Source organism: Komagataeibacter sp. SM21 (assembly GCF_041402665.1).
GTDB classification, from domain to species: domain Bacteria; phylum Pseudomonadota; class Alphaproteobacteria; order Acetobacterales; family Acetobacteraceae; genus Komagataeibacter; species Komagataeibacter saccharivorans.
In genome coordinates, this window is sequence record NZ_JBGLOV010000009.1 from 113337 (window position 1) to 139891 (window position 26555).

Below are 26555 nucleotides of genomic sequence, written 5' to 3' on the forward strand. Positions count from 1 at the left end.
GGGGATGTATTTTCTGTCTGGAAACATGGAAAGGATTTTTCCCATGTCCTCTCGTGTCTTTCATCTGCTGGCCCAGAAAGGCCGCATGGTCATTACCGTAAACGAAGATGATCCGATCCTGTCGGTCGCGGATACATTGGTGCGTTACAATATCGGTGGTGTGCCGGTTGTGGACCGCGACGGCGCGCTGCTGGGGCTGGTATCGGAAAAAATGATCGTCAACGCCCTGTCACAGCGCGGCAGGGACATATCATCCGCCCGTGCGCGCGATATCATGCTGACGGACATCCAGACCGCCACCCCCGATGACAGCCTGTATGACATCGCATGCCGCATGACATATTCCCGCAGCCGCCATGTTCCCGTGCTGGAGGACGGGAAGCTGGTCGGCCTGATCAGTATTGGCGACATCGTCAAGATGCGTGCCGAAAATGCGGAACAGGAAGCACGCGAACTGCAGGATTATGTCACGGGCAGCGACCACGGTGCCGTCCAGACGCCGGATGCGCCCACACAGATGCACTGTGACGTAAATGGCAGCGCATCGCGCATACGCAACGACAACTGAAATCCGATACCGCAGCGGCAGGGACCGCAAACGCCGCAGGATCCGGAACGCGGGGCATATAGGCGGAAGGCTATCCTGAACGGGAACGACAGCCATGACACCCAGACCATCCGTACGGGCAACACAGGGCCACGACGATCTGGTCCCCACCCTTGCCCGACATGCCGAACCCCTGCCCCCACTGGAAGACACCGCGGCATTTGGCGCGTTTTTCGACCGCTTTGCCGATGCCCGCGTCGTGCTGCTGGGTGAAGCGACGCATGGCACGTCGGAATTCTACCGTGCGCGTGCCGCCATTACCCGCAGGCTGATCGAACACCACGGCTTCACCATTATCGCGGTTGAAGCGGACTGGCCCGATGGCGCGCGGATCGATGACTACATACGCCATCAGGCCCCGCGTCCATGGCGCGGCGCGGCCTTTACCCGCTTTCCCACATGGATGTGGCGTAATGAGGAAGTGGCCACTTTCGTCCGCTGGCTGCACCACCATAATGAACACCTGCCGGACGAGGGACAGGTTTCGTTCCATGGTCTCGACATCTACAGTCTGGATGAATCCCTCCATGCCGTCCTGACATATCTGGACAGGGTTGACCCACACGCCGCCGCATCGGCCCGGCAGCGTTATGCCACCCTGAGCCAGTGGCGACATGACCCCACCCATTATGGCCGGGCCGCCATGGGCGAAGCGCACCATGCGACCGAGGACGCCGTGGTGGCGCAGTTGCGCGACCTGCTGCGCAACCGCCTGCGTTACCTTAAGGATGATGGGGAAGCATGGTTTGACGCAGCCCAGAACGCCCGCATCGTACGCGCGGCGGAACAGTATTACCGGGTCATGTACCGCGGCATGAACGAAGGCTGGAACCTGCGCGACCGGCATATGTTCGCAACCCTTCAGGCGCTTCTGGCCCACCGGGGCGATGGCGCCCGGGCCGTGGTATGGGCGCATAATTCGCATATAGGCAATGCCGCCGCGACCGCCATGGGATGGGAAGGACAGTTCAATATCGGCGAACTGTGCCGCATGGCCCATGGCGACGAAGCGGTGCTGATCGGTTTCGGAACGGATCGCGGCACCGTGGCGGCGGCGGGCGAATGGGACGGGGATATGGAAATACGCACGGTCCTGCCCGCCCGCGCCGACAGCTACGAACATGCTTTCCTGCGCGCGGGCCTTTCCCCTGCCCTGACGGACTGGCGGCACAGCCGTTCATCGCTCCGCGCGGCATTGCGCGGCCCCCGGCGCGAACGCGCGATCGGCGTGATCTACCGCCCCGACATGGAATTGCAGAGCCATTATTTCGAGGCCTCCCTTACCGACCAGTTCGACGCATGGGTCTGGTTCGAGCAGACGGAAGCAATCACGCCGCTGGGGCATGAACACCCGCACGGCCTGCCCGAAACATGGCCGTTCGGGCTGTAACAACGCGCCCCATTGCGCAACCTGCGTTGGGGGAGAGACAGATGCCGCCAGAACGGAGCACAGCATTCGCCAACAGGCAGGCCGCCGGACGCGCCCTGGCCGCCGCCCTGCTGCCGCTGGCATCTTCCCACCCGCTGGTGCTGGCCCTGCCCCGTGGCGGCGTGCCGGTTGCATTCGAGGTGGCGAAAGCGCTGGATGCGGAAATGGACCTGCTGTTCGTGCGCAAGATCGGCATTCCGGGGCATGAGGAATACGGCGTGGGTGCGATGGTGGATGGCGCCGATCCGCAGGTCGTGCTGGATGAAAACACCATAGAAAGACTGGGTATCCGTACGGAGATGATCCAGGCCATCATTACCCGCCAGCGCGCCGAAATCGAACGGCAGCGCCATCTGTATGCAGGCAGCCGTCAGCCGCCATCCCTGACCGGTCGGGCGGTGATTATCGTGGATGACGGGATTGCCACTGGCGGCACCATGCGCGCCGCCCTGCGCGCCGTGCGGCGGAACCGGCCAGCACGGCTGGTACTGGCCGTGCCGGTTGCACCACCTGAAACCATCGCGCTCCTTGCCGGGGAGTGCGACCAGATTGTCTGCCTGCTGCAACCACAGCCACTGTATGCCGTTGGCGCCTATTATCGGGATTTTTCACAGGTGGAAGACGTGGATGTCATCCGCCTTGTAACACAGGCCAGCAACCTGCGACGCCAACGTCTGACCAATCGCGTGGGTCCACATTCCGATACCACGTAATGTTGCCTGCCCATGGATATGTATTGGTAACAGCAGCCGTCAGGTAAAGTAATATCCATGAACCTGCATGCCATGCTCCACAACGAAAAAAGAAACATGGCGGACAGGAATCCCGACGTGATGACACTTCACCGCCATCACGAATGCGGGAGAGATATTGCTTCCATCCATGTCAATACGCATCTGCGGTAGAATAAAACAAAAAGGTACTGTCCCATGCAGGTCAAGACCATAATGACATCGCCCGCGATAAGTATAGAACCCACAGAAACCATCATGACGGCCATCCGCCTGATGCTGGCGCACAAGATCAGCGGCCTGCCGGTGGTGACATCGAAGGGAGAACTGGTGGGCATCGTCACGGAAAGCGATCTTATTCATCGCAGCGAACTGGAAACCGAAGGCGAACATTCCTGGCTTGCGGGACTGTTCCGGTCGGCTGGCAATTACGCCGCTGAATACGCCCATACGCACGGGCGCAAGGTGGCCGATGTCATGTCGAACGCCCCTGTTTCCATAGCGCCCGACGCATCCCTGCGCGACGCGGTCGAAGCCATGACCCGGCAGCGGGTAAAACGCCTGCCGGTGGTCAAAAACGACCATGTTGTAGGCATCGTGGCGCGCGCGGACATATTGCGTGCGCTGCTGCCCGCCATTGCCGACGCATCAAAAGTTGATGACGATGACAGCATCCGGCAGGCGATCCTGCGCGAATACCAGAATCAGGACAGGTGGGCGGGCAGGAATCTCATCAACGTACACGTCAAAAACGGTATTGTTGAACTGACCGGCGTTGTCATGGATGAACCTTTGCGCACGGCGGCCCGTGTCGCGGCGGAAAATGTGCCCGGCGTCGTTTCCGTCATTGATAACATCACCTTCAGCGAACCACTCAGCGATACCATCATCCCCCCGCCCATGTTTCCGTAAAGGTCAGGACCAATGACTGCGAAACATATCCTTATCATCATCGCCGATGGGGAACATGCGCGCTTTGTCCGACCCGCGGCAAATCACAGCCTGCATACCGTTGAATCCTTTGACTCCATATCCGCCCATCAACGGACATCCGACATTGGCAATGACGCGCCCGGAGCATCCTGTCATACCGGTTCCACCGCCCGTCATGCCCTGAACCCGCATCATGATACGCACCGAATGGCCATGGAATCATTCGGGAAGTTCGTTTCTGAACAGATCAATGAATGGAGCCGTAGCTACGACAGGCTACTGATCGTTGCGCCACCGCATAGCAGTGCCGAAATCATCCGTTACCTTGACCCCGCATCCCGAACAAAAGTCATCGATATTGTTCATAAAGACCTTGTCAAAACCCCGGACAATGCGCTGAAGGACCACCTGAATTATATTACCTGATCCGCTCCGCGCCACAGGGCCAATGATACCACGACCGCAATTGATAAAAAGCGTCTGATCACAGAGGTCGTTTGAAAACAGCAGGCGACGGGTCGGGTACCCTCTGCACAGAACATACAGGGTACCCGCTGCCGATCAACCGATCGCCGCGACGCCTTCGCGCCGGGCGAACGTATCAAGCCGGTCGAGATATGCGCGCCGTTCCTCAGCGCCAATCCACGCAGCATTGAACGCATTGCGGCTGATCGTGACCAGTTCTTCGGGCGTCAGGGCCGCGCCATCGCGTGCCATTTTCATGGCCTCGTTCATATACACGCTCTGCATATAACCCGGATCATCGGAATTGATGGTAATGGTCAGACCGGCATCCAGCAGGGCGCGAATGTCCTTTTCATTACTGCCGGGACGGATCGCCATGTTGGGGAACGGACAGACCGTGAAGGGAATGTGCCGCTCCCGTGCCTGCTGAAGCAGTTCGGGTTTTTCCAGCACATTCAGCCCGTGGTCGAGCCGCTCGCTTCCCACGTCCTCAAGCGCCTGACGGATATGTTCATGGGTATTCTGCTGGTCAATGTCGCAATGCATTGTCACATGCAGTCCGGCTTCGCGCGCACGGCGGAATACATGGGCGAATTTGGCGGGAGGATTACCCTTCTCGTCCGAATCAAGACCCACACCGATAATTTCCGACAGATAGGGAAGCGCCTGGGTAAATGTCTCATCGGCTGATTCCGCGCTCATTTCGCGGATGAAACACATGATGAGCTGGGACCGGATGCCAAAATCGCGCTGCGCATCCGCCCGGGCGCGGCTGATACCCTTTATGACCGTCTCGAATGCAATGCCCCGGCGGGTGTGAAGCTGGGGATCGAAGAACATCTCGGTGTACAAAACGTTCTGCGATGCGACCTTCTTGAGGTAGGCGTAACACAGGTCATAAAAATCCTGCTCGGTCTGAAGCAGTTCCACGCCTTCGTAATAAAGAGCCAGAAAGGAAGGCAGGTCATCGAATACGTAACCGGCGCGAATATCCTCTTCCGTCATGCTCTGGATCGCATGGCCATTGCGGCGGGCGAGGACGATCTTCAGCGCAGGTTCGAGCGTGCCTTCCAGATGGACGTGAAGCTCCGCCTTGGGCAGGGCTTCAATAAAAGAATCGGGGGCAGACGTCATGATATGAAACCCTTTTTGGTCGCGAGACAGGTTTCCATCATACACTATCGCAATCGTAATAAAATGGTGTACGTAGCGATCTGGAGCCGCAGGGCAAAAGCGTTCCATCGAATGGGATGGAACAGCCGGTGGCGAGAAGGGTATGGGATGGGAAACAGTGGTGTGAAGCTGGCCATCTGCCCCCGGCACCCTGATAATCTACTGCGTACCCATTAACTACGAAATAATACTCAGGGCATTGATAATGCGGTATTGTGTGTAAGCAGGACGCACGGGACATCCCCATATGGATACGCAATCCTACTGCGGCAGGGAACGTGCCATCTGCAGATGGTTTTCAAGGGTTGGAAGGGTTTTGGCGGCCCAGGCTTTCAGTGCAGCATTATCCCCGCCTTCCGAATAACGACGGAACAGGGATACGGCATCCTCGTGCCCCGAAATCTGGTCCGACCGGTACTGAAGGGCAAAATCCCGACCGTGCAGGGTTTTGAGTTTATCCAGCATGGTCTGGTGGCTCTCATCAACCGCTGTGGGTTGATCCGCCTGCAGGTTGTTGCTCTGCACGATACCCTTGAGCGCCGTCGAAGTCGTTTCGTGATCTTCGATCATGCGGGCGGCAAATGCACCAAGGGCCTGATTGTGGGTCTGCTGGGCCAGTTCGCTCGACTGGATCTCGAACAGGTCACTGATGGTGGCGATCTTGATGAAATCAGCCGTCCGGGGTGCTACACCCATCAGGGAGTTCACGCCCGTTTTTTCCGGAATGGACTGCGCCAGGACGGGGCCGGACATGCAGACTGCCAGTCCCAGCATTGCGATCATGCTTTTTTTCATTGGATATGTCTCCATGCACCTGAAGGCGACATTGGCATAAAAGTAGGTAGAATATTACTTTCTCTAAACATTACTCATGAAATAAGGTTCCGGCAGGCAGGGTTTTTATATCCCTGCAATTTCTTACCGGAAAACCCATCGCCATGATGGCGATATGTTCTTTTTATTGTCGTCCCCCTGTAATAAAAGGGCGGAACCTTTACAGGTTCCGCCCCCCGGTTCAGCCCTTGTCGTGGTCGTGACTGTGTTGGCCCCCTTTACGGCCGGCTTCTGCGGCGCGCTCCGGGTTTTCGGCAAAGTTTCCTGAACTGTGCTGGCCGCCCTTGCGACCGGCCTCGGACGCTTTTGCAGGGTCCTGTGCAAAGTTACCCGAGCTGTGCTGACCGCCTTTTTGTCCGGCTTCGGACGCTTTTTTGCGGTCATTGGCGAAGTTGCCCGGATTATGCTCGGCCCCACCGCCCCCATGGCTGTCTGCGGGCGCCATTGCGGGAAGACCGGCATATTCGTGTGGGTAGATACGATAAGTCATGATTACTTACCCTTTCGGATGGCAGCGGCTATTTGAGATCCTTGTTATTTCTGACTTCCCATGGTTCTGGGGTAAGAAAGCGACCTCAACACTGTTCGCTGCGGATAGCTCAACGGAAGGGCTGTGGGGTGGTTTCGCATCATCTGCGGAAACGGAAAATAAAAATAATACGACTTTATGAAATACATATCGAATTCATAATATAAATTAAGAATCGTGCTATTGTTTTATGCGGCGCAATGACCGTTTTCTTTCGTGCACCGTATGGTGCGTTTACAGTAAAAGATATGACGGGACAATATTTCTATTCCATTTTCCTTTCCACTCTCGATCTGTGTAATTGCTACCAAATAAAATGGGATGGATTCCGTTAACGCCATCTCTTTGCGTGAACAAATGGCATAAGCAGCCCATTTCTTTTCAGACCGTCGCAATGCACAAATGCTGTTCCGTATCAATCAAGGCACAAAAAATTACGGGACAGCGCACCCATCCCCACAGAGGGGAACAGGTGGCTATCCCGAATATTCATTCAGATACAGATTGACTTCCGCGAGACCCACGCCCCGTTCAGGCTGCTATAATGCCACCTGAACAGGGGATGCGCAAACCAGCGACTGCGGGGCTGTTTGGAAATTCTGTCCAGAAATCATAAGGAAGTTTTTACTCAGGATTTCTTTTCAGACGATCCCTTACTGTTCGCCGCTGTCAGAGGGCGAAGGCGTTTTGTTGCCACCCCGGCTGCTGCGACCTTCGCTCCCCGGCAGGGTGCGATGGGTTCCGGCATTGGCGGGCGGCTGGGTTCCCGGCTGCTCGGATACGGTGCGGGGATTGTTCCATAACTTGTCCGACGGTTCCACCCGCTTGCCGCTGGAAGTGGTGGCCGAAGACGGGCTTTTCCCAACAGCCGAGGCAGCGGAATCTGCTGTCGGCGCGGGTCCGCTACTCGGTTCTGTCTGCGCCATCGCCATGGCGGGCATACTGGCGACAACGGCGGCCAATAATGCGACATGTATTGTCTTTTTCATAATTCAATCTCCTGTCTGGCAAAAATGCCGTTGTATTTCTAAGGGGCTGAATAGGATGAAGGTTGCATGCTATCTGCGCAGGCCCAGTGCGGGGACAATGGTGTCACGACACACAGGGGCACCGGGCCGCTACACTTCATGGCCTGAAAACATGCGAAACGCGCTCTGCCGTATCACAGCGCCCGTTATGGATTTTTCTCCGGCGGGCGAGAATGCCCGTCGCATTCATCCGGGTTCTGCTGTGTGCCCTTGTGGCTTGTTTCTTCGACTTTCCTGTCATTGTCGAGTGTGGATTCCGGCTCATCTTCTCCCGCACGGGGACCGCCGGTTCCGGTGGCTTTCGGGTCCTGCCCACCGGCATGATTGTCCGCGGGGGAAAAGGCGGTACGGTCAGTGCGTGCATGACCATATGCATGATGCATCATCATCTTTCTCCGGTATGTGGGGAAGGAACAGAGCGATAGAGTGGCCTGTTTTTCAACATGCCCAACCTAACGACAGGCGGGCTTGTGGGGTTTCCCTCTTTTTTGCGCCTATTTTTCTGGGCCAGACCGAAAAACCGGTATGCCGACCGCAGCCGGTCCACCCCGCCGGCCGTCAGGAAACGAGCCGATAACCCCGTTTTTTCCTGTGCCGGACAAGTGCAGCCAGCGCATTTGCCGCCGCGCCTTCATTGGCGTACAGATCCAGTCTGATCCGCCCGGCCGCACCAATCCGGCCCCACCGCCGCATCAATGCCGCGCCACCGAACAGGTCCGGCTGGATGACCATGGCATAGTAACGCCATTCATTCTTTTGCGGACAGATACGCTGCATGTAGACGCTGAGCGGAAACAGGGACATCTGGGATGGGGATGTCATGATGGGCGCTTCGTTTCCTGAAACATGCACGGGTTGATTGCGTATATATAGGATGGTTTCAGGACGAATTGAACAGAAAGCCACGCCTTTTATCTGAACTGCGCACGATAGTTGATTGAAAACCTGCGGCGTTGCTGTCCCCTGCTCTGGCCCCGCCGGTTGCAGGGAACTAATCAGACAGCGCCGTATTGTGTCTGTGCGTAGCGGCTTTCCCCGCAAACGTAACCGGACAGAAGGAGCTGGCGGTACATGACCTTTCCCTTCGATGCCCTGTCAGCCTGCCGCGCGGAACTGGAAGAAGAAGCATCCATCAATGATGCACAGGGCACTTTTCCAGCAGACGGCCTGCGCCGCGTGCGGGAATTGGGGGGATTATCGGCAGTACTGCCTGCAACACTGGGCGGATACGGGTTCGGAGAGGGCTGTCAGGGGGCAATCGGGCTTTTGCACCTGCTCCGCCTGACAGGCGAGGGTAATCTTTCGCTGGGGCGCATAGTGGAAGGGCACGTCAACGCCATCCGCCTGATCGCCTGTTATGGCACGCCCGAACAGCTCGCCCGCGCGGCGGCGGATATTCATGATGGTGCCCTGTTCGGCGTATGGGTAACACAGGGCGCTGCCCCCGTACGCATGGAACAGACGGGGGACAGCATCATACTGCGCGGAGAAAAAATCTTTGCATCCGGTGTGCGGCAAGTCACGCGGGCGCTCATAACAGCCAGCACGGCTGATGACGCAACCCGGATGATATTGGTGCCACTGGATACCGAGCATAATGCGGCACCCTGTCTGGACGGGATTACGGGCATGCGGGGCGCAGGCGCCGGACGGTATGATTTTACGGGCACGATGGTCCTGTCCGATGCACTGATTGGCCAGAGCGGGGATTACCTGCGCCAGCCCGAGTTTTCGGCAGGCGCATGGCGGGGCATGGCCGTGGCCCTTGGTGGCATCGACCGGCTTGTCACCCTTCTGCGCGAACAGTTATGCGCGCGTAACCGGGCGGAAAATCCCAGTCAGCAGGCACGGATCGGCACGGCCCTGATCGCGGCTGAAACCGCCCGGTTATGGACATGCAAGGCAGCCCTGATTGCCGCTGGAACGGACGATCATGAAGCCGGGGATGTAGCGGCCACAGTCAATCTGGCGCGGCTTGCGGTGGAAAGGGCGGGGCTGGAAGTGATCGAACTGGCGCAGCGGGGCCTTGGGCTTTCCGCCTTTGTCAAAATCAATGTCGTGGAACGCCTGATCCGTGATCTTTCCACCTATCTGCGCCAGCCTGCCCCGGACGAAACGCTGCTCGAAGCCGCAGAATGGTTTACCCGTCGCAACCTGCCCCGAATGGAGCGCATATAGTGAAAGCGGGCACCATACATACGGCGCTGCGCAGCCTGCCCGTGGCTCCCCTGTCGGCTGTTGCACCCGGCACGGTCCTGATCCTTGCGCCCCATGCGGATGATGAAAGTCTGGGGTGCGGGGGACTGATCGCCGCCTGTTGCGCCGCCGGTCGGCCGCCTGTTGTGGTTATTGTGACCGACGGGGCTGCTTCCCACCCCAACTCCCTCACCTGGCCTGCCGATCGCCTGCGGCAGCAGCGGCAGGCGGAAGCCATACGCGCGGTCGAATGTCTGGGTCTGCCGCGACAGCGGATCAGTTTTATGGGTCTGCCCGATGCCGCCGCCCCCCATAGCGGTCCCGTTTTCGGGTATGCGGTCAGTCAACTGGCACGGCTTGTCACAACCCATGGCTGTACCACCGTGCTGGCCCCATGGCGGGCTGACCCGCATTGCGATCATGAAGCCGCGTGGAAAATGGGTGTGGCATTACAGGAGCATTGTGCCATAGCCCTGCTTGCCTATCCCGTATGGGGCTGGCTGATCCCGGCTGACAGGGAACTGGATCATGACATGCCGGTGGGAATGCGGCTGGATATATCGCCCTATCGCGCGCACAAGGCCCGCGCCATTGCCATGCATGAAAGCCAGTACGGACACCTGATTACAGACGACCCGACAGCTTTCAGCCTGCCCGAAGACCTGCTGGCGGCACTGAGTTCGGATTTTGAGGTCTTTGTCAGGCCATGAGTATGACAAGCTGGTCACGTGACGTGTTTGAACGCATATACCGCCACCATCCCGATCCCTGGGGACTTGCCACACGGGTATATGAACGTGAAAAATACCGCCAGACGCTGCGTCTGGTGGCCGGCCGGCATTTTCATCATGCGCTGGAACTGGGCTGTGGCATCGGCATGATGACGGCGCAACTGGCACGGCAATGCGACCGGCTGGTTGCCGTGGATGTGTCCGAAACCGCCCTTGTGCAGGCACGCCGCCGCTGCGCGGGGTTGGCGGGGGTATCGTTCCATCGAGGGCAGCTCCCGCACATGTTCCCGCCGCTGGTGCGGCATGGCTGCGACCTGATCGTTATATCTGAACTGCTCTATTTCCTTTCACCCGCCGATATCAGCCAGCTTGCCGCGCAATGCCTGTATGTGCACCGGCATGGCGCGCCCATTATTCTGGTCAACTGGACCGGGCCGACCGATACGCCATGCGATGGCAACACCGCCGCCGGGCATTTCATAAACTGTTGCCTCAACGACGGGCTGCTCGTGACCCATGCGCGCCAGTACCCGCAATACCGTATCGATGTACTTAGCGACGCTACATCCCGCCCGGGGGTGAAGCTGTCGGGATAAGGGAAGAAGACGGGGCGGGAGAGAGCAGCCCACACACGATCCGTTCGGCCATACGGTGCTGCATGGGCAGATCGGCCCGTTTAACCGGCACATGAACAAGCAGCGGGCTGGCAATTTCCAGCTTCTCCCACGCCATGCCAAAAAAACGCTCCTTCGCCATATGGGCTACATCCTGCACCCCGACATGCAGGTAATCGGCAAGCTGTTTTTCAGCGGTCATCCGCTCATCCCCTGTTCGGGGTCGTATGCGTAACAGGCGCAGGGCTGCACGGGTCCGCGCCCGACGCAGGCAGTGCATTGCGGGTTCAAGACTGTCATCCAGCATTTCATCCTGCCGGATCAGGCGGCGTGCCATGGTATCGGCCATGCCGCCGCGTGCCCGTCCCGCCGTGCGGCCAGATACGGTTACCGTTACATCCGGCGCATGGCGGATAATGGCGTCCACACGGCGCAAAGCCGCAAGGAAGGCCCGGTCTTCCCCCAGCGAAAGGGCTGGAATGCCCCCTGCCCGCTGCCAGGCAGATGCACGCACGGCAATGCTGGCACCGGAATGTTCCGTATGGCGCGGCCACGGATCATGTGGATCAGGGTCCACCAGATCATGAATATGGTCCAGTAACGTGGCATAAGCGATTTCTGCTGCGTCATCGCGATGAAGATGCGCGGGGATCAACAACGCGTCCATCGGGTCAATCAGGGCGCGCCCGCATACGGCGTCCGCCCCTCTGGCAAGGGAAGCCAGCGTATTGACCAGCCAGTTCGTGGCGGGAACGGCATCCGCATCGGTCGTGAGCAGCACGCCATCCGGCCCGGCCAGTTCCGCCGCGATTTCCATGGCTTCGCGCCGCGCGGTTCCGGCATGGGCCACGTCTGGCGGATAGAGGCGGGTGGCGACGGAAACACCGAAAGGTAACTGTGCGGCAAGCGCCTGCACGCAATGCGCCGTATCATCAGTACAGTTGTTGAGCAGGAGGACGGCATGGGTAAGACAGGCCCGCTGCTGGTCTGCAAGGGCGCGCAGGCATGGGCCGATACGCTCCGCTTCATTACGCACAGGAATAGCCACGACCAGTGGACAGGGAAACCGGACGAGAGGCATGGAGGCACCTTGTAGGTGGGAAAAGATGAACGCACGCCCTGATGATCCGGTTGCATGGTCATGGCGGGAAACAATGAAGTAATTCCTGACCGGAATACCAGTGGATGATGGGCGATCCTGCAGGGCAGTTTCCTGAACCAGCGCCCTGTTTCGTGGCAGATATGGTATACCTGATGAATATTACCCGGCAGATATAGCAATATAATGCCGCACGCAGGGCCATTTTATCGGGAACCGATTATACCGATGCACCACCATAACTACACTTAGTTATTTAAATAATAATATATGGAATACAGTAATTCCATTTATCACCATATTCATAAACACCGGATACGAAGCCAAAGATCCTTGTTGTAAATTGATCAGCAGCCACCCATCCCTCTATCCACAACAGAAAGAAGTTTTTGGTGAAGAACCGGATTAAACACCATCCTTCAGGGAACCAAGCCCTTCAAGAAGTGGGCGAAGCGTTTCATCATCGGGACGCCAGCGCCCGATTGCGTTACGGTAAATCGGGTTTCTGACCTGTTCCATACTGGATGTCCTGACCGGACGGGTGGACTTATGGAAATCCAGACAGGCCGCATCCCATTCCAGTCCACAATACGCGATGATGCGCCGTGCGCTGGCCTCAAGGTTTTCGACTACATCTTCGTAACGCACATCCAGCATGGCGCCAGCGGGCAGTACCTTGCGCCAGTGTTCCATCAGTTCATGATACTGGCGATAACGGCGGCCCAGTTCGCCCAGATCGAAAGAGAATTCCTGCGTATTGAATGGAATCGAAAAGCAGGAAAGGCAGGTATCCACCGGGTCACGCATCGTATGAATAATGCGTGCATTCGGCCATAACTGGTGGATCAGGCCGATATACAGGTAATTGCCCAATGTCTTGTTGGTAATACGCTGTGGCGGTTCATCCCCCGTCCAGTCGACAACCCGCGCGTTCAGCCGCTGAAGATAGTCTTCGGCCACTGCAAACCGCTCGGCTTCCGTCAGATGCGCAAGGGGGGCAACCGTTTTCCATGCCGGAAACTGTGTGGCCGCATCCCTGAATGTATCAAGCAGGGTACCGACTTCGCCCGCCGCATAAACCGCAGGGTGACGCGCCAGTATCTGTTCAACCAGTGTCGATCCCGATCGTGGCATGCCAACAATGAAAATGGGCTGGGTCGATGAATGGCCGGTCCGGGCCAGACCGGCTATCGCTTCCGTCGAAAAAAGCTCGCGCATCTTGCGCATGCCCGCGAATACCCGCTTTTCATCATAGTTAATATGGCGACGGCGCAGCGCATTGCCCTGCTGGATATGGGCGAAAGAGCGCTGGTGTTCGCCAATATCCGACAGCGCCTTGCCCAGCGCGAAATGAATATCGGAACGTTCCTTATCCGGCAGGGATGTGGCGTTATCCGCCGCCAGTTTCTGCATGACCGGCAGAACCGGGTCATCAGCGGCAAGTTTTGCAAGGCGCGTCAGGCATAAATAATACCGCGCACGGTCCGGGGCCAACGCAATGGCACGACGGAAACCCTGTATCGCTGCCTCAATCTGCCCGGTTTCCTGCAACACGGCGGCCACGGCGGCATGTGCCGCGGCCTCATCGGGTTTCAGGGTCCGGGCCTTTTTGAAATGATGCAGCGCTTCGTTATGCCGGCCGTTCTTATGCAGCAGCTTTCCCAACTGCATATGGACCGTATAACTGTCGGGACGATGCGCCAGGAGGGCACGATAACAGTCTGCGGCCCTGTCCCTGCGTTCCATATCGATCAGAAGCGCGCCAAGATCGAGGGTGGTTTCAACATTATCGGGGGCATATGTCAGGGCCTGCTCGAACTGGCTCGCTGCCTCCTCATATCGGCCCGTGGCCTGTAGCGCCTTGCCCAGTTTGTTTATGGTGGCAATATCCGTGGGGTTGCTGACCAGTATTTCCCGGTAGCGGCTGATATCCGCGTTATGCCCGTCAATTGTAAGAATCATCCGATAGGCGGCGATCGCCCCGGCCTGATCGCCACATCCGCTCAGCGTGTCGCCCAGATTGACAAGGGCCGCGCGATAATGCGGCGCCAGTTCAAGCGCCCGACGGAACGCGGCTACGGCTTCTTTCATATGGTCTGCCTGCCGCAGGGCCAGCCCAAGGGTATTAAAGCCTTCCACATTCCTGGGCATATGCGCCAGAGCACGCCTTAACAGAGGTATGGCTTTTTCCGGCCATCCATGCCGGGCATATAATGTGCCCAGAAAGTATAGCGCATCCATCTGGTCAGGATTTTTGGCCAGCATGCCTTCATAAAGCTGCATGAGACTGGTGGTGTGCGCGTCCTGCTGGTCCGCAGGCCCGGAAACCGGACTGTTGGATAAATGAGTTTCCTGCATTGACACGCCCATCCCGCAATAAAAGCACCCTGCGGCCACCATCCGGCCCGATCTGTTACGATCAGTCGGATACAGCCCACGCTGATTTTATAGGACAGGTTCCCCGCCCGGCCAATGCCCCGACGGGCTGGACACAATTATACACAGGCAGGAAAATCAGGCCGCTGCCGATCCCCATAATATACGGATCACCCTATATGATATGTTGCCTGAACTATGCTTCAGGCAGGACACGCGGGCGTCTGTCTTCGTCAATGGCGACAAAAGTAAACAGTCCTTCAGTGACCTTGCTGGTTTCGTGCGATCTGCGTGCGCGGCGCCATGCTTCAACATGGATCGACATTGAAGTGCGGCCGGTACGGACAATTTCCGTATACAGGCTGATCTCATCGCCAATCAGCACAGGCTGGTGCAGGATCACCTTGTCTATGGCGACAGTCACGCACCGCCCCTGTGAACGCAGGGCCGCCGCGCTGCCTGCCGCAAGGTCCATCTGTGACATAAGCCAGCCGCCGAATATATCGCCCGCTGCATTGGCGTCTGCCGGCATGGCGATTACACGGATGGTCGGCGGCGTGGATGGATGCGGGTTTGGGGAGGGGATCTCAGAAACGGGTTTATCCAAGCAGACCTCCAACACACGATAAAATTGCCCCTGGGGGCATGGCAGGGTAACGCCCGTCCGGACCGATGATTTAAATACCGGGCACTTAAACTCTGCGATCAGTTCGCGTGAACCGTATAAGGAAGCAGGGCGGACGAAGTTGCACAGCATTCCCCATCACGATCTCAAGATTACGCAGGTTTCCTGTCTTCTGGCCTGTTACAGTCTACTCGTTACCAAAAGATATGAAGGCGTCTGATATGGCGTACAGAATATAGTTCTATTTTTATCTATCGAACTTTTTTATTACTGAAACGACTTTGTATTCTTCTTCCCGATGCCTGTGAAGGCTGCATAAGCAATACCTGAAATTTATTCATTTCCGTGAATACAGCAGCCCAAAGAGTGCCCCCTTCAGCTTACAGGCCATTTTTCAGGCTTCACGCGTTCCAGCAGCAGTGTCGGTTCATCATCAAACAACACTTCGCGCAGCAGCCGGTAGCCACCTTTTTCCGCCACTCTGACGGATGGTGCATTTTCCGGTGCGACCAGACACACGGTACGGTCGATGCCCCGCACATTGTCCATCCAGTCCAGCATGCCGCTTAACGCCTCGGTGGCAAAACCCTGACCATGCGCCCATGACGCCAGAACCCACCCGGCTTCGGGCGTGTCACCAAGGGCCGGTTTTATGGGACGGTGGAAATTTCCAAATCCGACATCACCGACATACCTGTCGTCGGCCTTTGTCCGCACACACCAGTAACCATAGCCCAGCAGATCCCACAGGCCACGATAGCGCAGCAGGCGGAACCAGCTTTCCTGTTCCGACAACGGACGCCCGTTGATGAAACGGACAACCGCCGGATCACTCCACATCGCATGGACATCATCGAAATCGGCGCTGGTATGGTAGGATAACGTCAGCCTTGCTGTCCCGATCATGTCAAATCCCTGCCCTTCTTTACAGGGTGCCTGTCGCGTGGTGATGCCCTGCTCCGGTATCAATATACAGGTGCGCCTGTCCCGTCACGACCCCTGATCATGCCAGCCGTTTCGCCCACGGGCAAACAGGACCACCGCCATCGGGCCCGAAACCGAAACAAGCCAGAAGGCAGGCCGTGGCCGCTCCCCACCCCGCCATACGGCGAAAAGGGCTGTCATCACAGGTGGCCTTTGAGCAGAAACTGGTTCTCGCCCCCGGCGCCGTATTCAGCGTGTCCGGCAATGCAGACAGTTGCATGCGCTTCAATGTAGCCCCGCTGACCGATCCACAAATACGGGACAGACCTGATGGCGCGATGAAAGTAGCGGCAGCGCCTGCACCCCGTCAGAACCCCGACCCTGACATGCCGGCTGCCGATCCATCCCTGACCAGAAAATGATAATCTGGCCTGTACGATCCATATTCAGAAACTTGCGGAAACCGTTCCAAAATACTGCCGGGGCGCACCGACAAGCGCGGACTGGTAATCCCCCGTAAGCGGCAGCCCGTTTTCACCGATCTGGGAAATGTAGCGTACATTGGCGAGATTATAGATATTGAAATTGATCGTAAGGTTATGCAGTGGGCCATAACTGCCGAAGCTGTACCGTGCGCCAAGGCTTGTCATCCAGTAACCCGGCACCGATTCATCATTCATGTAACTGAAATAGCGTTTTGACATGTAATTCGCATCAACATGCACTTCGGCATTATGGAAGCTGTAGGTCAGGTTCGCCTTGTACATGAACTGCGGAAAGGCGACGACTTTCTTGCCCTGCAGGGCATATGTCACCCCCTGCGAGACGATATTGTTACCGTAGGTCGAGTGGTTGTAACTGATGCTGTTGGTGAACGCGAGGTGCCGGATGGGCCGCACCGTCAGCAGCGCATCCACGCCATACATGCTGACACTCCCCACATTCACCACCGTCGATATGGGCTGGATAATGGTGCCACCGGTCAGGGATTGCAGGCGATTGGAGAAATCCGCGTGATAGGCATTAAGTGAGCCGGTTATGAGCGACGAATTATACCGATAACCGACATCATAAACCCACGCGGTTTCCGGCCTGATCGTTTTCTTGAGCTGATCGAACGTTTCCTGATTTGAAACCCCCCATGGCGAGCCGAGCTGATAGCCACCATAGCCGTACGCTTTCATGTTCCGGGTAATATCCACATACAGCTCATGCCCCGGCAGGAAATGCCATTCCGCATTGATATGCGGCAGGAACGCCTTCGCACTGGTCAGGCTGCCATTGGGCAGGTCCGTCTGCCCGTTATAGGCTGCGTCATTTGCCGTCGCCCCCCCGGTGGTTGTCACCAGCAGCGAACGGAACCCCGCGCGAAGCGTCAGGTTGGACAGGACCCGGAAACGGTCCTCCAGATGGAACTGGAACGTATTGGTATTATAGGCCATGCCCCAGTTACGCTGGAACGGCGTGCCAAAATTGCCCGATGCCGCATTGATCGGCGTACCCTGCCCCAGAACCGGTTCCTGAAACATGTCCTGATTGAAGTAATAATGATTGTTTTCGTACCAGACGCCTGCCTCGATCGTGTGTTTCTGGATGCGGTATTTGAATGCTGTGGTGAAACCATATTTCTGGTTGCCCGCAAAATCGATCTGTTCGGACAGGGGGGAGCCATTGGGCGATGCCGTATATGGTGTCGTCCATGTGCCCCAGTGGTTTTCCGCCTGACCGTAAACAACGGAATCCCAGTCCAGATGCCTGCTCAGGACCAGATGCATGTTAAGCCCGCCGAGATAGTCGGAAGCATGCGTCACGCCATCATAATACGAAACATCCAGCGCATCGGGAAAATTGGCCAGACTGCCACTGAACTGCCCTTCAGCCGCGGCATAGGCCCTGGCGTAATTGGGATATGAATAATCATTGCGATACCCCAGCGTGCGGATCATGCTCAGTGACTGATCGGCGTAATTGAACTGGGTGGCGTCGTTCCAGTTGAAAAATATCTTCAGGTTACTGTCCTGACCGATCGGCTGCACCAGCTTGGTATTGACCTGCTGATCGAACTGTTCGCCGGGGCCTTTCCATTTATTGCCATCCGACCGGGCGTAGGAGATCATGAATTTGGTGCCGGACGCATTCAGCTTGCCACTATCGGCCCGTACATAGGTTCTGAACGCATTATGGCTGCCGAACATCTGGGCGACCTTGCCACCATATTTATCCTTCGGGTCGGACGAGTATATGTTGATCGACCCACCCAGATTGGTCGTTGACGGCACGGAAACATCCCCGCCCCCTTCGGACACATCCATGCGTTCGATATTGTCGGACAGGATGGCGAAATTGATGGTTTCGCCGTTATAGGTATAATAATCCTGCGCCCCCAGCGGCACGCCATCCAGCGTCACGCCAAGCTGGTTCTGCACAAATCCGCGCATATACAGGCTGGAACCCCATGTATCGACCCCAAGGGGATCGTCGGACACGAAGTTGATGCCTGGCGTGCGCGACAGCATCATCATCGGGCTGCTGCCCTGCACGAACTGGTCCATGGCGGCACGCGACATGGACCGGACCGCCCCATGCGACACGGACCGCGCGGCGGAAACGGAAATCGTCTCATGGGTATTGGCATTACGACCGGACGGTGATGCAGCCGGTCTGGCAGATGTCGCGCGGGCACGGGTACTGCCGCTGGCCGGAGCATGGCGCGATGCAGCACCCGCCGCCAGACCATGCGCAGGAAGCAGCGAGATCGAAATGGCCGATGTAGCCATTAATACCGACAGAAAACCTGACCCATTCATTTCGTGCGGTTCCTTTCGTATTCCGGTTCGGTACCGGAACGATATGCGGCAGGGGACACAGAGCGTGGATATCCGTTGATGTCGTTTTTATTAAAAAATACTGTAAATATAGGCTGTTGATACTTGCGCCATGCCGCCAAGAAACATGATTTTCACATCCGCGAAATAGAGCATGTTCCTGCATTCGCATGCATGGCGGGGCCGGAAATACATGCCCCTATCGCCGATGGTGGAAATAGTGGCGGTCACTGACATCAGGCACCGGTACGGCGCCACGCATGTCTTCCATTACTATGTAACTGACAGTTCTGGCACGCCCCGGCCAGTAACCGGAAGCCAGACGGTATAAGGTGACTGAACAATACTGCCCCGATTGAACAGCGGGGATGCAGGCAGGATATGTGGTGAGGCGTACATCTGGTGTTTCATGATGGAAACATCCCTGATCAATGATCGCGTCTGAACGCACAGTGCATGCATATTGAACGGTCGTGCAACAAAAATTCGTAACGTCATCGAAAAAATAATTCCTGCACGAAAACGTTTTCTGGAATCTCGATATATTGTATATTTATTCAATAATCTGTCGGTTTCCTTCAACGGATCAGACAGGGTAATTGGGAGAAGTGTCGATGCACGCGATTTGATTGAACGTTCAGTCAATGTGCTGAGACGGATGATTGCAGAGGAAACCATCGTGGCAACTGAGCAGCGTGACGACAGCCGCCGGACCCATTTCATCAATATGACCCTTGCGGTTCTGGCCGATTGCGGAAATTCCGGCACGACGCTGGCGCGCATAGCGAATCGCGCCAATGTTTCCCCTGCCCTGCTGGTGCATTACTTTGGTGACAAGGATTCCCTTCTGGGGGCGGCATTCCAGCATCTGGTCAACCAGTTCCAGCATGACACGACGCAGGCGCTGAAATCCGCACCCACATGGCGCGCCCGGATCGCCGCGATTGTCGGCTGCTGCCTGGACAGCAGCCAGTTTCGCAAGGATGTGGGATCGGTCTGGCTGGCTTTCTGGGGGCAGGCGATCCATGTCCCGGCCATTATGGAAGTCCAGCGCATCTATCAGGAGCAGCTATTATCCAATCTGAGCAATGCGCTGCGCCCCGTCCTGTCGGAAGACCAGATCCTGCCGGTCGCGACAACCATCGGCGCCCTGATCGACGGCATATGGCTACGCGCGGCACTACAGGGCGTGGATGAAGCGGATACGCAGGCCGTTGTCGAACAGATCGGCAATTTCGTGGATTCCTGCATCGCCGGGCGTCAGGCACAGAAACTGTCCCTGCCCGCCATACAGCAGGCGATACCCGATACCTGCAAAAGCTGGATTGACGGCCGCCCCTTCGCATCCACCGGCGCGCGTTTCACCACGCTTAACCCGGCAACGGGGGAAATCCTTGCCCATGTCGAAAGTGCTACGGCCCATGAACTGGACGCGGCGATAGAAAGTGCGGGACGCGGCCAGAAGATATGGGCCGCCATGTCCGGCACGGAACGCGGTCGTATCCTGCGCCGCGCGGCTGACCTGTTGCGCGAAAACAGCAGGCTTCTGGCGCATCTGGAAACGCTCGATACCGGCAAGCCCATTGCAGAAACACAGGCTGTGGACATTCATTCCGGTGCCGACGCGCTGGAATATTACGGATCGCTCGCCGCCACCATCAACGGGGAGGCGATGGATCTGGGTAGCGATGCCTTCGGCTACACCCGGCGTGAACCGCTGGGCATTACCGCAGGCATCGGGGCGTGGAATTACCCGCTACAGATTGCATGCTGGAAATCGGCGCCCGCACTGGCCTGCGGCAATGCCATGATATTCAAGCCATCGGAACTTACCCCGCTTACGGCGCTCCGGCTTGCCGAAATCTATCGGCAGGCCGGGCTGCCTGACGGGGTGTTCAATGTGCTGGCGGGCGGGCGCGAGACGGGCGAACTGCTGGCCACCGCACCGGCCATACGCAAGGTTTCGCTGACCGGTTCGGTCGGCACCGGTCGGCAGGTCATGGCTTCCGCCGCGCAGAGCCTGAAATATGTGACGCTCGAACTCGGGGGTAAATCCCCCCTCATCATCTTTGACGATGCGGATATCGGGAACGCGGTTTCAGCCGCGCTACTGGCCAATTTCTATTCCGGCGGTGAAATCTGCTCCAACGGCACGCGGGTTTTCGTCCACCAGAACATACATGAACAGTTCATCGCCGCCCTGAAGGCGCGGGTGGAAAAAATGCGTATCGGCCATCCGCTGGACCCGAAAACGCAGGTCGGGTCGCTCGTCTCGCACGACCATATGGAAAAGGTGCTCGGTTACATCGAACTGGGTAAACGGGAAGGGGCAACCCTGCTGACCGGTGGCCACCGCGTAACGGACGGCGCACTTGCCGCGGGTGCTTTTGTAGCGCCCACGGTCTTTACCAACTGCACCGATGACATGCGCATCATGCGCGAGGAGATTTTCGGTCCGGTCATGTCCGTCACCACCTTTACTGACGAGGACGAGGTGGTGGCACGCGCCAACAACACCGAATTCGGTCTGGCCGCCGGCATATTCACGCAGAATCTGGCACGCGGGCACCGGGTCATCAGCCGTCTGGAGGCCGGAACGTGCTGGATCAACAACTATAACATCACACCAATTGAAATGCCGTTTGGTGGCGTAAAGCAGTCGGGTCTTGGGCGGGAGAACAGTCGTCTCGCCCTGGAACACTATACACAGGTGAAGAGTGTATATGTCGCATTGGGCAATGTTGATTCACCTTACTGATCAAAAGGAAATTCATTGTGTCCGAATTCGATTACATCATTGTGGGCGCAGGGTCGGCGGGCTGCGTTCTGGCCAACAGGCTGACCGAGACCGGTAAGGACAAGGTTCTGCTTCTCGAATTCGGTGGCAGCGACCGCTCCATTATTGTCCAGATGCCAAGCGCGCTGGCCATGCCCATGCATGACCGCCGCTTCAACTGGTTTTATGAAAGTGAACCCGAACCCCATCTTGGCGGCCGCCGTATGAATACCCCACGGGGCAAGGGGCTGGGTGGTTCTTCATCCATCAATGGCATGGTCTATGTCCGGGGAAACCCGCTGGACTATCAGGAATGGGAAGATTCCGGTGCGCAGGGGTGGGGATACCGTCATGTCCTGCCCTATTTCCGGCGCGCCGAAGGGTGCGATGATGGGGACGGGGTCTATCGCGGCCGTTCGGGGCCACTGCACACCCAGTACGGCACGCTGGATAATCCGCTACATGAAGCATGGATGAAAGCGGGTGAGCAGGCAGGCTATGTAAGGACATCGGATTATAACGGCTTCCGGCAGGAAGGCTTCGATAAAATGGCCATGACCGTCAAGAACGGTCGCCGCTGGAACACGGCCAACGCCTATCTGCGCCCTGCCCTGTCACGCCCCGCCCTGAAGGTGGAAACGCATGCGCGCGTCACCCGCATCCTGTTTGAAGGCAGGCGTGCGGTGGGGCTGGTCTACCGTCAGGGCGGGAAGGAAACAACCGTCCGGGCGCGCAGGGAAATCATACTCAGTGGCGGGCCGGTCAATACGCCCCAGCTTCTCAAACTGTCGGGTATCGGTCCGGCGGCGGAACTGCGCGAACATGGCATTTCCGTACTGGCTGACCGCCCCGGCGTAGGCGAAAACCTTCAGGATCATCTGGAGTTTTATTTTCAGGTCGCGTGCAGAAAACCGATCACGCTCTATTCCGCCATGAGTACGCTTGCCAGGGCGCGGATTGGCCTGCGCTGGCTGCTGCGCAAGGATGGGCTGGGGGCAACCAATCATTTTGAAAGCTGCGGTTTCATACGCAGCCGACCCGGCATCCGCTACCCGGATATCCAGTTCCATTTCCTGCCGCTTGCTGTCACCTATGATGGCAAAAGTCTGGCTACGGGCCATGGCTATCAGGCGCATGTCGGGCCCATGCGCTCGAAAAGCCGGGGATGGGTGCGCCTGCGTTCCGCCGATCCTGAAGACAAGCCAAGGATCTTTTTCAATTACATGAGCCACCCCGAAGACTGGGAGGATATGCGCAACTGCATCCGCCTGACGCGTGAAATCTTCGCCCAGCCTGCTTTCGATCCCTATCGTGGACAGGAAATACAGCCCGGCGCGCAATGCCAGACCGATGAACAGATGAATGACTTCATCCGCGATAAGGTCGAAAGCGCCCTGCATCCCTCGTGCACCTGCAAGATGGGACGAAGCGATGATCCGATGGCCGTAGTAGATGCCGAAACGCGAGTCATCGGGGTGGACGGACTGCGTATTGTGGATTCATCCATCATGCCGCGCATCACCAACGGCAACCTGAATGCCCCCACGGTCATGATAGCGGAAAAAGCCGCAGACCATATCAGGGGCATACCGTTGCTGGCGGCCTCCAACGCTCCCTTTTATGAAGCCCCGGACTGGCAGACCCGACAGCGGTAAGGCAGATACGGCCCGCCCTGAATACCGTTGGAAAAGTAGAGAAGTTTTGGGTGCCGTCTTTATTTTACAGGCGGCACCCAAAAACTTTTATCCATACATGCCTATCCGGTCCTTACTGCGCCAGATAGCCGCCATCCACGGGCAGGACCGCGCCGGTGATGAACGATGCCTCGTCCGATGCAAGGAACAGGATGGCGCTAGCCACTTCCTCGGGCCGTCCCATCCGGCCCAGCGGGTGCATGGACACGACCTTCTCAATCCCTTCCTTGCCCATCTTGGCCACGGCTGGCGTATCGATCGTGCCCGGTGCGACTGCATTAACGCGCACACCCTTGTCAGCAAGGTCGATGGCCAGATGCTTGGTCAGGCCGGACGCCACGAATTTCGCCGGTCCATAGACCGCCTGCCCCTTCTGGCCCGCGAATGCGGAAATTGAGGACAGGCAGACGATCGCCCCCTTTCCTGCCTTCACCATCTCGGCTGCCGCGTATTTGCAGCTCAGGAACATGCCACGTCCATCAACGGCCATGGTGTGATCCCACAGATCGGCGGTAGCCGATGCCAGATCAGCTTCGGGAATGACACCGGCATTCGCGATCAGGATATCGATCCGGCCAAAATGGCGCACGGCCTCGTTCATCAGGCGCTGGACATCGGCCTCACTGGCAATGTCGCCAGCAACCGCCAGAACGTCACAGCCCCGCGCCGTCAGTTCACCCGCAACGGCATCCAGTTTTTCCTGATCCAGATCCGCGAGCACGAGTTTTGCACCCTCGGTCGCAAAACGCTCCGCCGTGGCCCGTCCCATCCCGCTGGCCGCACCGGTTATCACGGCAACCTTGTCCTGTATCCGGCCGCCGGTGGAAACTGTGTTGGGGCGTGAGTGTTCTGACATCCGTTTCTCCTGATATCTGTTGTGCACAGCCCCCCAACGAACGGGAGGCCGAGACGTTGACTGCTATTTTTCCCATGCCTTTACGAAACAGGTCGTGCCAAAGCACGCGTTCCGTAGACAGCATGGACCGGAAGGGTGGATTTTCCCAACGTCCCCCGGATGCCTACAGCACGGTGCTGCCAAACGCCATACGGGCAGATCGTGCCGGTGCCTGTGACGCGATGCCCGATGACGCCTGTTTACGGGGCGCGTGGGCTGCGTAATAAGGGCGGAACTTTCCGTCTCTCCCTTTCAGCATCCGGGGTTCCATGATCCGTCTCGACAATATCAGCAAGCATAACGGCCATCGCGTGATCTTTATCGAGGCGTCGGCTGCGCTTCAGAAGGGGGAGAAAATCGGGCTGGTCGGGCCGAACGGCGCAGGCAAGACCACCCTGTTCCGCCTGATTACAGGGCAGGAAGAACCGGATGAAGGGCACGTCCTGACCGACCGGGGCGTGACAATCGGTTTCTTCAACCAGGATGTAGGCGAGATGGCGGGCCGCAGTGCCGTAGCCGAGGTGATGGACGGCGCCGGACCAGTCGCCGAGATCGGGACGGAACTGGCGGGACTGGAAGCCGCGATGTGCGACCCGGAGCGTTTCGACGAACTCGAAACCATTCTGGAGCGTTTTGGCGAAGTTCAGGCACGGTTTGAGGAACTGGGCGGCTACGCCCTTGAAGGTCGCGCGCGTGAAGTCCTGCACGGGCTTGGCTTCAGTCAGGAAATGATGGATGGCGATGTTGGCCGTCTGTCCGGCGGGTGGAAGATGCGTGTGGCGCTGGCACGCATCCTGCTGATGAAGCCTGATGTGATGCTGCTGGATGAACCCAGCAACCATCTTGATCTGGAAAGCCTGATCTGGCTGGAACAGTTTCTGGCTACATATGACGGTGCGCTGCTGATGACATCGCATGACCGGGCCTTCATGAACCAAATCATTAACAAGGTGATCGAAATTGACGGCGGCGTCCTGACAAGTTTTTCGGGCGACTATGAATTTTATGAACAGCAGCGCGCCCTGAACGAGAAACAACAGCAGGCCCAGTTCGACCGGCAGCAGGCGATGCTGGCGAAAGAAGTCGCCTTTATCGAGCGCTTCAAGGCGCGTGCCTCGCATGCAGCGCAGGTACAGAGCCGGGTGAAGAAGCTGGACAAGATCGACCGGGTCGAACCGCCGAAGCGTCGGCAGGCGCTTTCCTTCACCTTCCCGCAGGCACCGCGATCGGGTGACGCGGTGGTCAACCTGCGTAACGTGGACAAGCGTTACGGCAGTCGAGTGATCTATCAGGGACTGGACCTGCTGATCCGGCGGCAGGAACGGTGCTGCGTGCTGGGCGTCAATGGCGCGGGCAAATCGACACTTCTGAAGCTGGTGACAGGTACGACCGAACCCGATGCCGGGACGGTGACGCTGGGGGGGAGTGTCAAAATGGGCTATTTTGCCCAGCACGCCATGGATCTTCTCGATGGCGAACGCACCGTGTTCGAAACATTGAACGACGCGTTCCCCCTGGCGGGTCAGGGTTCGTTGCGCGCGCTGGCGGGTGGGTTCGGTTTTTCGGGTGATGACGTGGAAAAAAGCTGCCGGGTATTGTCGGGCGGTGAGAAGGCGCGGCTGGTAATGGCGCTTATGCTGTATGACCCGCCGAATTTTCTGGTGCTGGATGAACCCACCAACCATCTGGACATTGCAACCAAGGAAATGCTGATCGCAGCGCTGTCGGATTATGACGGGACAATGCTGTTTGTCTCCCATGACCGGCATTTTCTGGCCGCGCTGTCAAACCGGGTTCTGGAACTGGGTCCGGATGGACTTCACCGCTATGACGGGGGCTACACGGAATACGTGGCCCGGACCGGACGCGAAGCGCCGGGGCTGCATCAGTAAGGCATGATAGAACGGGATTTTACAGACAGCGGGCTGTAAGCCCTGTCGCAGGGGGAGTGTCCTGAAGTCTGTGTATCTGATCTGGTCCATGGGTTTTCAGATACTCAAGCGGCGAAGCGCCCTTCGAACATTATGGCGAACTGGTTGCGGGCTGCAAACCATTCCCGCACATTCCGCCC

23 protein-coding genes are annotated in these 26555 nt (G+C 57.7%); 12 read left to right on the forward strand and 11 right to left on the reverse strand.

The window, feature by feature from the left end; genetic code table 11:
- Positions 1-43: 43 nt before the first annotated feature.
- The 5 genes from ACBR42_RS10690 (at position 44) to ACBR42_RS10710 (ending at position 4126) form a co-directional block, all read left to right on the forward strand.
- Positions 44-568, forward strand: a complete 525-nt coding sequence (locus ACBR42_RS10690) for a CBS domain-containing protein (RefSeq protein WP_118963766.1) — start codon at positions 44-46, stop codon at positions 566-568.
- 94 nt (positions 569-662) lie between these two features.
- Complete coding sequence (locus tag ACBR42_RS10695) at positions 663-1997, forward strand: erythromycin esterase family protein (protein ID WP_371207990.1); 1335 nt, start codon at positions 663-665, stop codon at positions 1995-1997.
- Between the two features lie 41 nt (positions 1998-2038).
- Positions 2039-2749: a phosphoribosyltransferase gene (locus ACBR42_RS10700; protein ID WP_371207991.1), complete on the forward strand. Its 711-nt coding sequence runs from the start codon at positions 2039-2041 to the stop codon at positions 2747-2749.
- 234 nt (positions 2750-2983) lie between these two features.
- Positions 2984-3679 (forward strand): CBS domain-containing protein, encoded by a 696-nt coding sequence (locus ACBR42_RS10705; protein ID WP_371207992.1) that lies wholly within the window; start codon positions 2984-2986, stop codon positions 3677-3679.
- 12 nt (positions 3680-3691) lie between these two features.
- Entirely contained in the window at positions 3692-4126 is a 435-nt protein-coding gene (locus ACBR42_RS10710; protein WP_371207993.1) for a host attachment protein, read from the forward strand.
- 135 nt (positions 4127-4261) lie between these two features.
- On the opposite strand, the gene add is transcribed toward ACBR42_RS10710, so the two are convergent.
- From add to ACBR42_RS10735, 5 genes are all read right to left on the reverse strand, one after another.
- Complete coding sequence (gene add / locus ACBR42_RS10715) at positions 4262-5299, reverse strand: adenosine deaminase (RefSeq protein WP_371207994.1); 1038 nt, start codon at positions 5297-5299, stop codon at positions 4262-4264.
- A gap of 300 nt (positions 5300-5599) precedes the next feature.
- The gene (locus ACBR42_RS10720; RefSeq protein WP_118963760.1) at positions 5600-6133 is read right to left on the reverse strand and encodes a DUF4142 domain-containing protein; all 534 of its coding nucleotides are present in this window, start codon (positions 6131-6133) and stop codon (positions 5600-5602) included.
- Positions 6134-6353: 220 nt separating this feature from the next.
- Positions 6354-6662: a general stress protein gene (locus ACBR42_RS10725; RefSeq protein ID WP_110547706.1), complete on the reverse strand. Its 309-nt coding sequence runs from the start codon at positions 6660-6662 to the stop codon at positions 6354-6356.
- Positions 6663-7354: 692 nt separating this feature from the next.
- On the reverse strand, positions 7355-7690 hold the full coding sequence (locus tag ACBR42_RS10730) for a hypothetical protein (RefSeq protein ID WP_371207995.1): 336 nt from the start codon (positions 7688-7690) through the stop codon (positions 7355-7357).
- A gap of 597 nt (positions 7691-8287) precedes the next feature.
- Positions 8288-8551 (reverse strand): WGR domain-containing protein, encoded by a 264-nt coding sequence (locus ACBR42_RS10735; protein WP_243705400.1) that lies wholly within the window; start codon positions 8549-8551, stop codon positions 8288-8290.
- Between the two features lie 249 nt (positions 8552-8800).
- Between ACBR42_RS10735 and ACBR42_RS10740 the strand changes: the two genes are divergently transcribed.
- The 3 genes from ACBR42_RS10740 to ACBR42_RS10750 are packed head-to-tail and all read left to right on the forward strand — an operon-like array spanning position 8801 to position 11252.
- Positions 8801-9907, forward strand: a complete 1107-nt coding sequence (locus tag ACBR42_RS10740; protein ID WP_371207996.1) for an acyl-CoA dehydrogenase — start codon at positions 8801-8803, stop codon at positions 9905-9907.
- Positions 9907-10635: a PIG-L deacetylase family protein gene (locus ACBR42_RS10745; RefSeq protein WP_371207997.1), complete on the forward strand. Its 729-nt coding sequence runs from the start codon at positions 9907-9909 to the stop codon at positions 10633-10635. The genes ACBR42_RS10740 and ACBR42_RS10745 overlap by 1 nt, the downstream gene beginning before the upstream one ends.
- A 2-nt stretch (positions 10636-10637) precedes the next feature.
- Positions 10638-11252 carry a class I SAM-dependent methyltransferase gene (locus ACBR42_RS10750; protein ID WP_371207998.1) on the forward strand — a complete coding sequence of 205 codons (615 nt, stop codon included), beginning with the start codon at positions 10638-10640 and terminating at the stop codon, positions 11250-11252.
- Here ACBR42_RS10750 and ACBR42_RS10755 read toward each other — a convergent pair.
- The 4 genes from ACBR42_RS10755 to ACBR42_RS10770 form a co-directional block, all read right to left on the reverse strand.
- On the reverse strand, positions 11218-12351 hold the full coding sequence (locus ACBR42_RS10755; protein WP_371207999.1) for a glycosyltransferase family 2 protein: 1134 nt from the start codon (positions 12349-12351) through the stop codon (positions 11218-11220). The genes ACBR42_RS10750 and ACBR42_RS10755 overlap by 35 nt on opposite strands.
- Before the next feature lie 423 nt (positions 12352-12774).
- Positions 12775-14727 (reverse strand): sulfotransferase, encoded by a 1953-nt coding sequence (locus ACBR42_RS10760; RefSeq protein ID WP_371208000.1) that lies wholly within the window; start codon positions 14725-14727, stop codon positions 12775-12777.
- Between the two features lie 214 nt (positions 14728-14941).
- Positions 14942-15277 (reverse strand): acyl-CoA thioesterase, encoded by a 336-nt coding sequence (locus ACBR42_RS10765; protein WP_258373499.1) that lies wholly within the window; start codon positions 15275-15277, stop codon positions 14942-14944.
- A gap of 468 nt (positions 15278-15745) precedes the next feature.
- Complete coding sequence (locus ACBR42_RS10770) at positions 15746-16276, reverse strand: GNAT family N-acetyltransferase (protein ID WP_371208001.1); 531 nt, start codon at positions 16274-16276, stop codon at positions 15746-15748.
- 176 nt (positions 16277-16452) lie between these two features.
- Here ACBR42_RS10770 and ACBR42_RS10775 point away from each other — a divergent pair, with 176 nt between their 5' ends.
- Complete coding sequence (locus ACBR42_RS10775; protein ID WP_181417409.1) at positions 16453-16716, forward strand: hypothetical protein; 264 nt, start codon at positions 16453-16455, stop codon at positions 16714-16716.
- 24 nt (positions 16717-16740) lie between these two features.
- Here the strand turns inward: ACBR42_RS10775 and ACBR42_RS10780 are convergent, their stop codons facing one another.
- Positions 16741-19071: a TonB-dependent receptor gene (locus ACBR42_RS10780; protein ID WP_371208002.1), complete on the reverse strand. Its 2331-nt coding sequence runs from the start codon at positions 19069-19071 to the stop codon at positions 16741-16743.
- Between the two features lie 727 nt (positions 19072-19798).
- Between ACBR42_RS10780 and betB the strand changes: the two genes are divergently transcribed.
- Together betB and betA are read left to right on the forward strand one after the other, a co-directional pair.
- Positions 19799-21877: a betaine-aldehyde dehydrogenase gene (gene betB, locus ACBR42_RS10785; protein ID WP_371208003.1), complete on the forward strand. Its 2079-nt coding sequence runs from the start codon at positions 19799-19801 to the stop codon at positions 21875-21877.
- A gap of 14 nt (positions 21878-21891) precedes the next feature.
- Positions 21892-23550 (forward strand): choline dehydrogenase, encoded by a 1659-nt coding sequence (betA, locus tag ACBR42_RS10790; protein ID WP_371208008.1) that lies wholly within the window; start codon positions 21892-21894, stop codon positions 23548-23550.
- Between the two features lie 112 nt (positions 23551-23662).
- On the opposite strand, the gene ACBR42_RS10795 is transcribed toward betA, so the two are convergent.
- On the reverse strand, positions 23663-24445 hold the full coding sequence (locus ACBR42_RS10795) for an SDR family NAD(P)-dependent oxidoreductase (RefSeq protein ID WP_110547716.1): 783 nt from the start codon (positions 24443-24445) through the stop codon (positions 23663-23665).
- A 308-nt stretch (positions 24446-24753) separates the two neighbouring features.
- Here ACBR42_RS10795 and ACBR42_RS10800 point away from each other — a divergent pair, with 308 nt between their 5' ends.
- Positions 24754-26376 carry an ABC-F family ATP-binding cassette domain-containing protein gene (locus tag ACBR42_RS10800; RefSeq protein ID WP_371208004.1) on the forward strand — a complete coding sequence of 541 codons (1623 nt, stop codon included), beginning with the start codon at positions 24754-24756 and terminating at the stop codon, positions 26374-26376.
- The last annotated feature ends 179 nt before the right edge of the window (positions 26377-26555 follow it).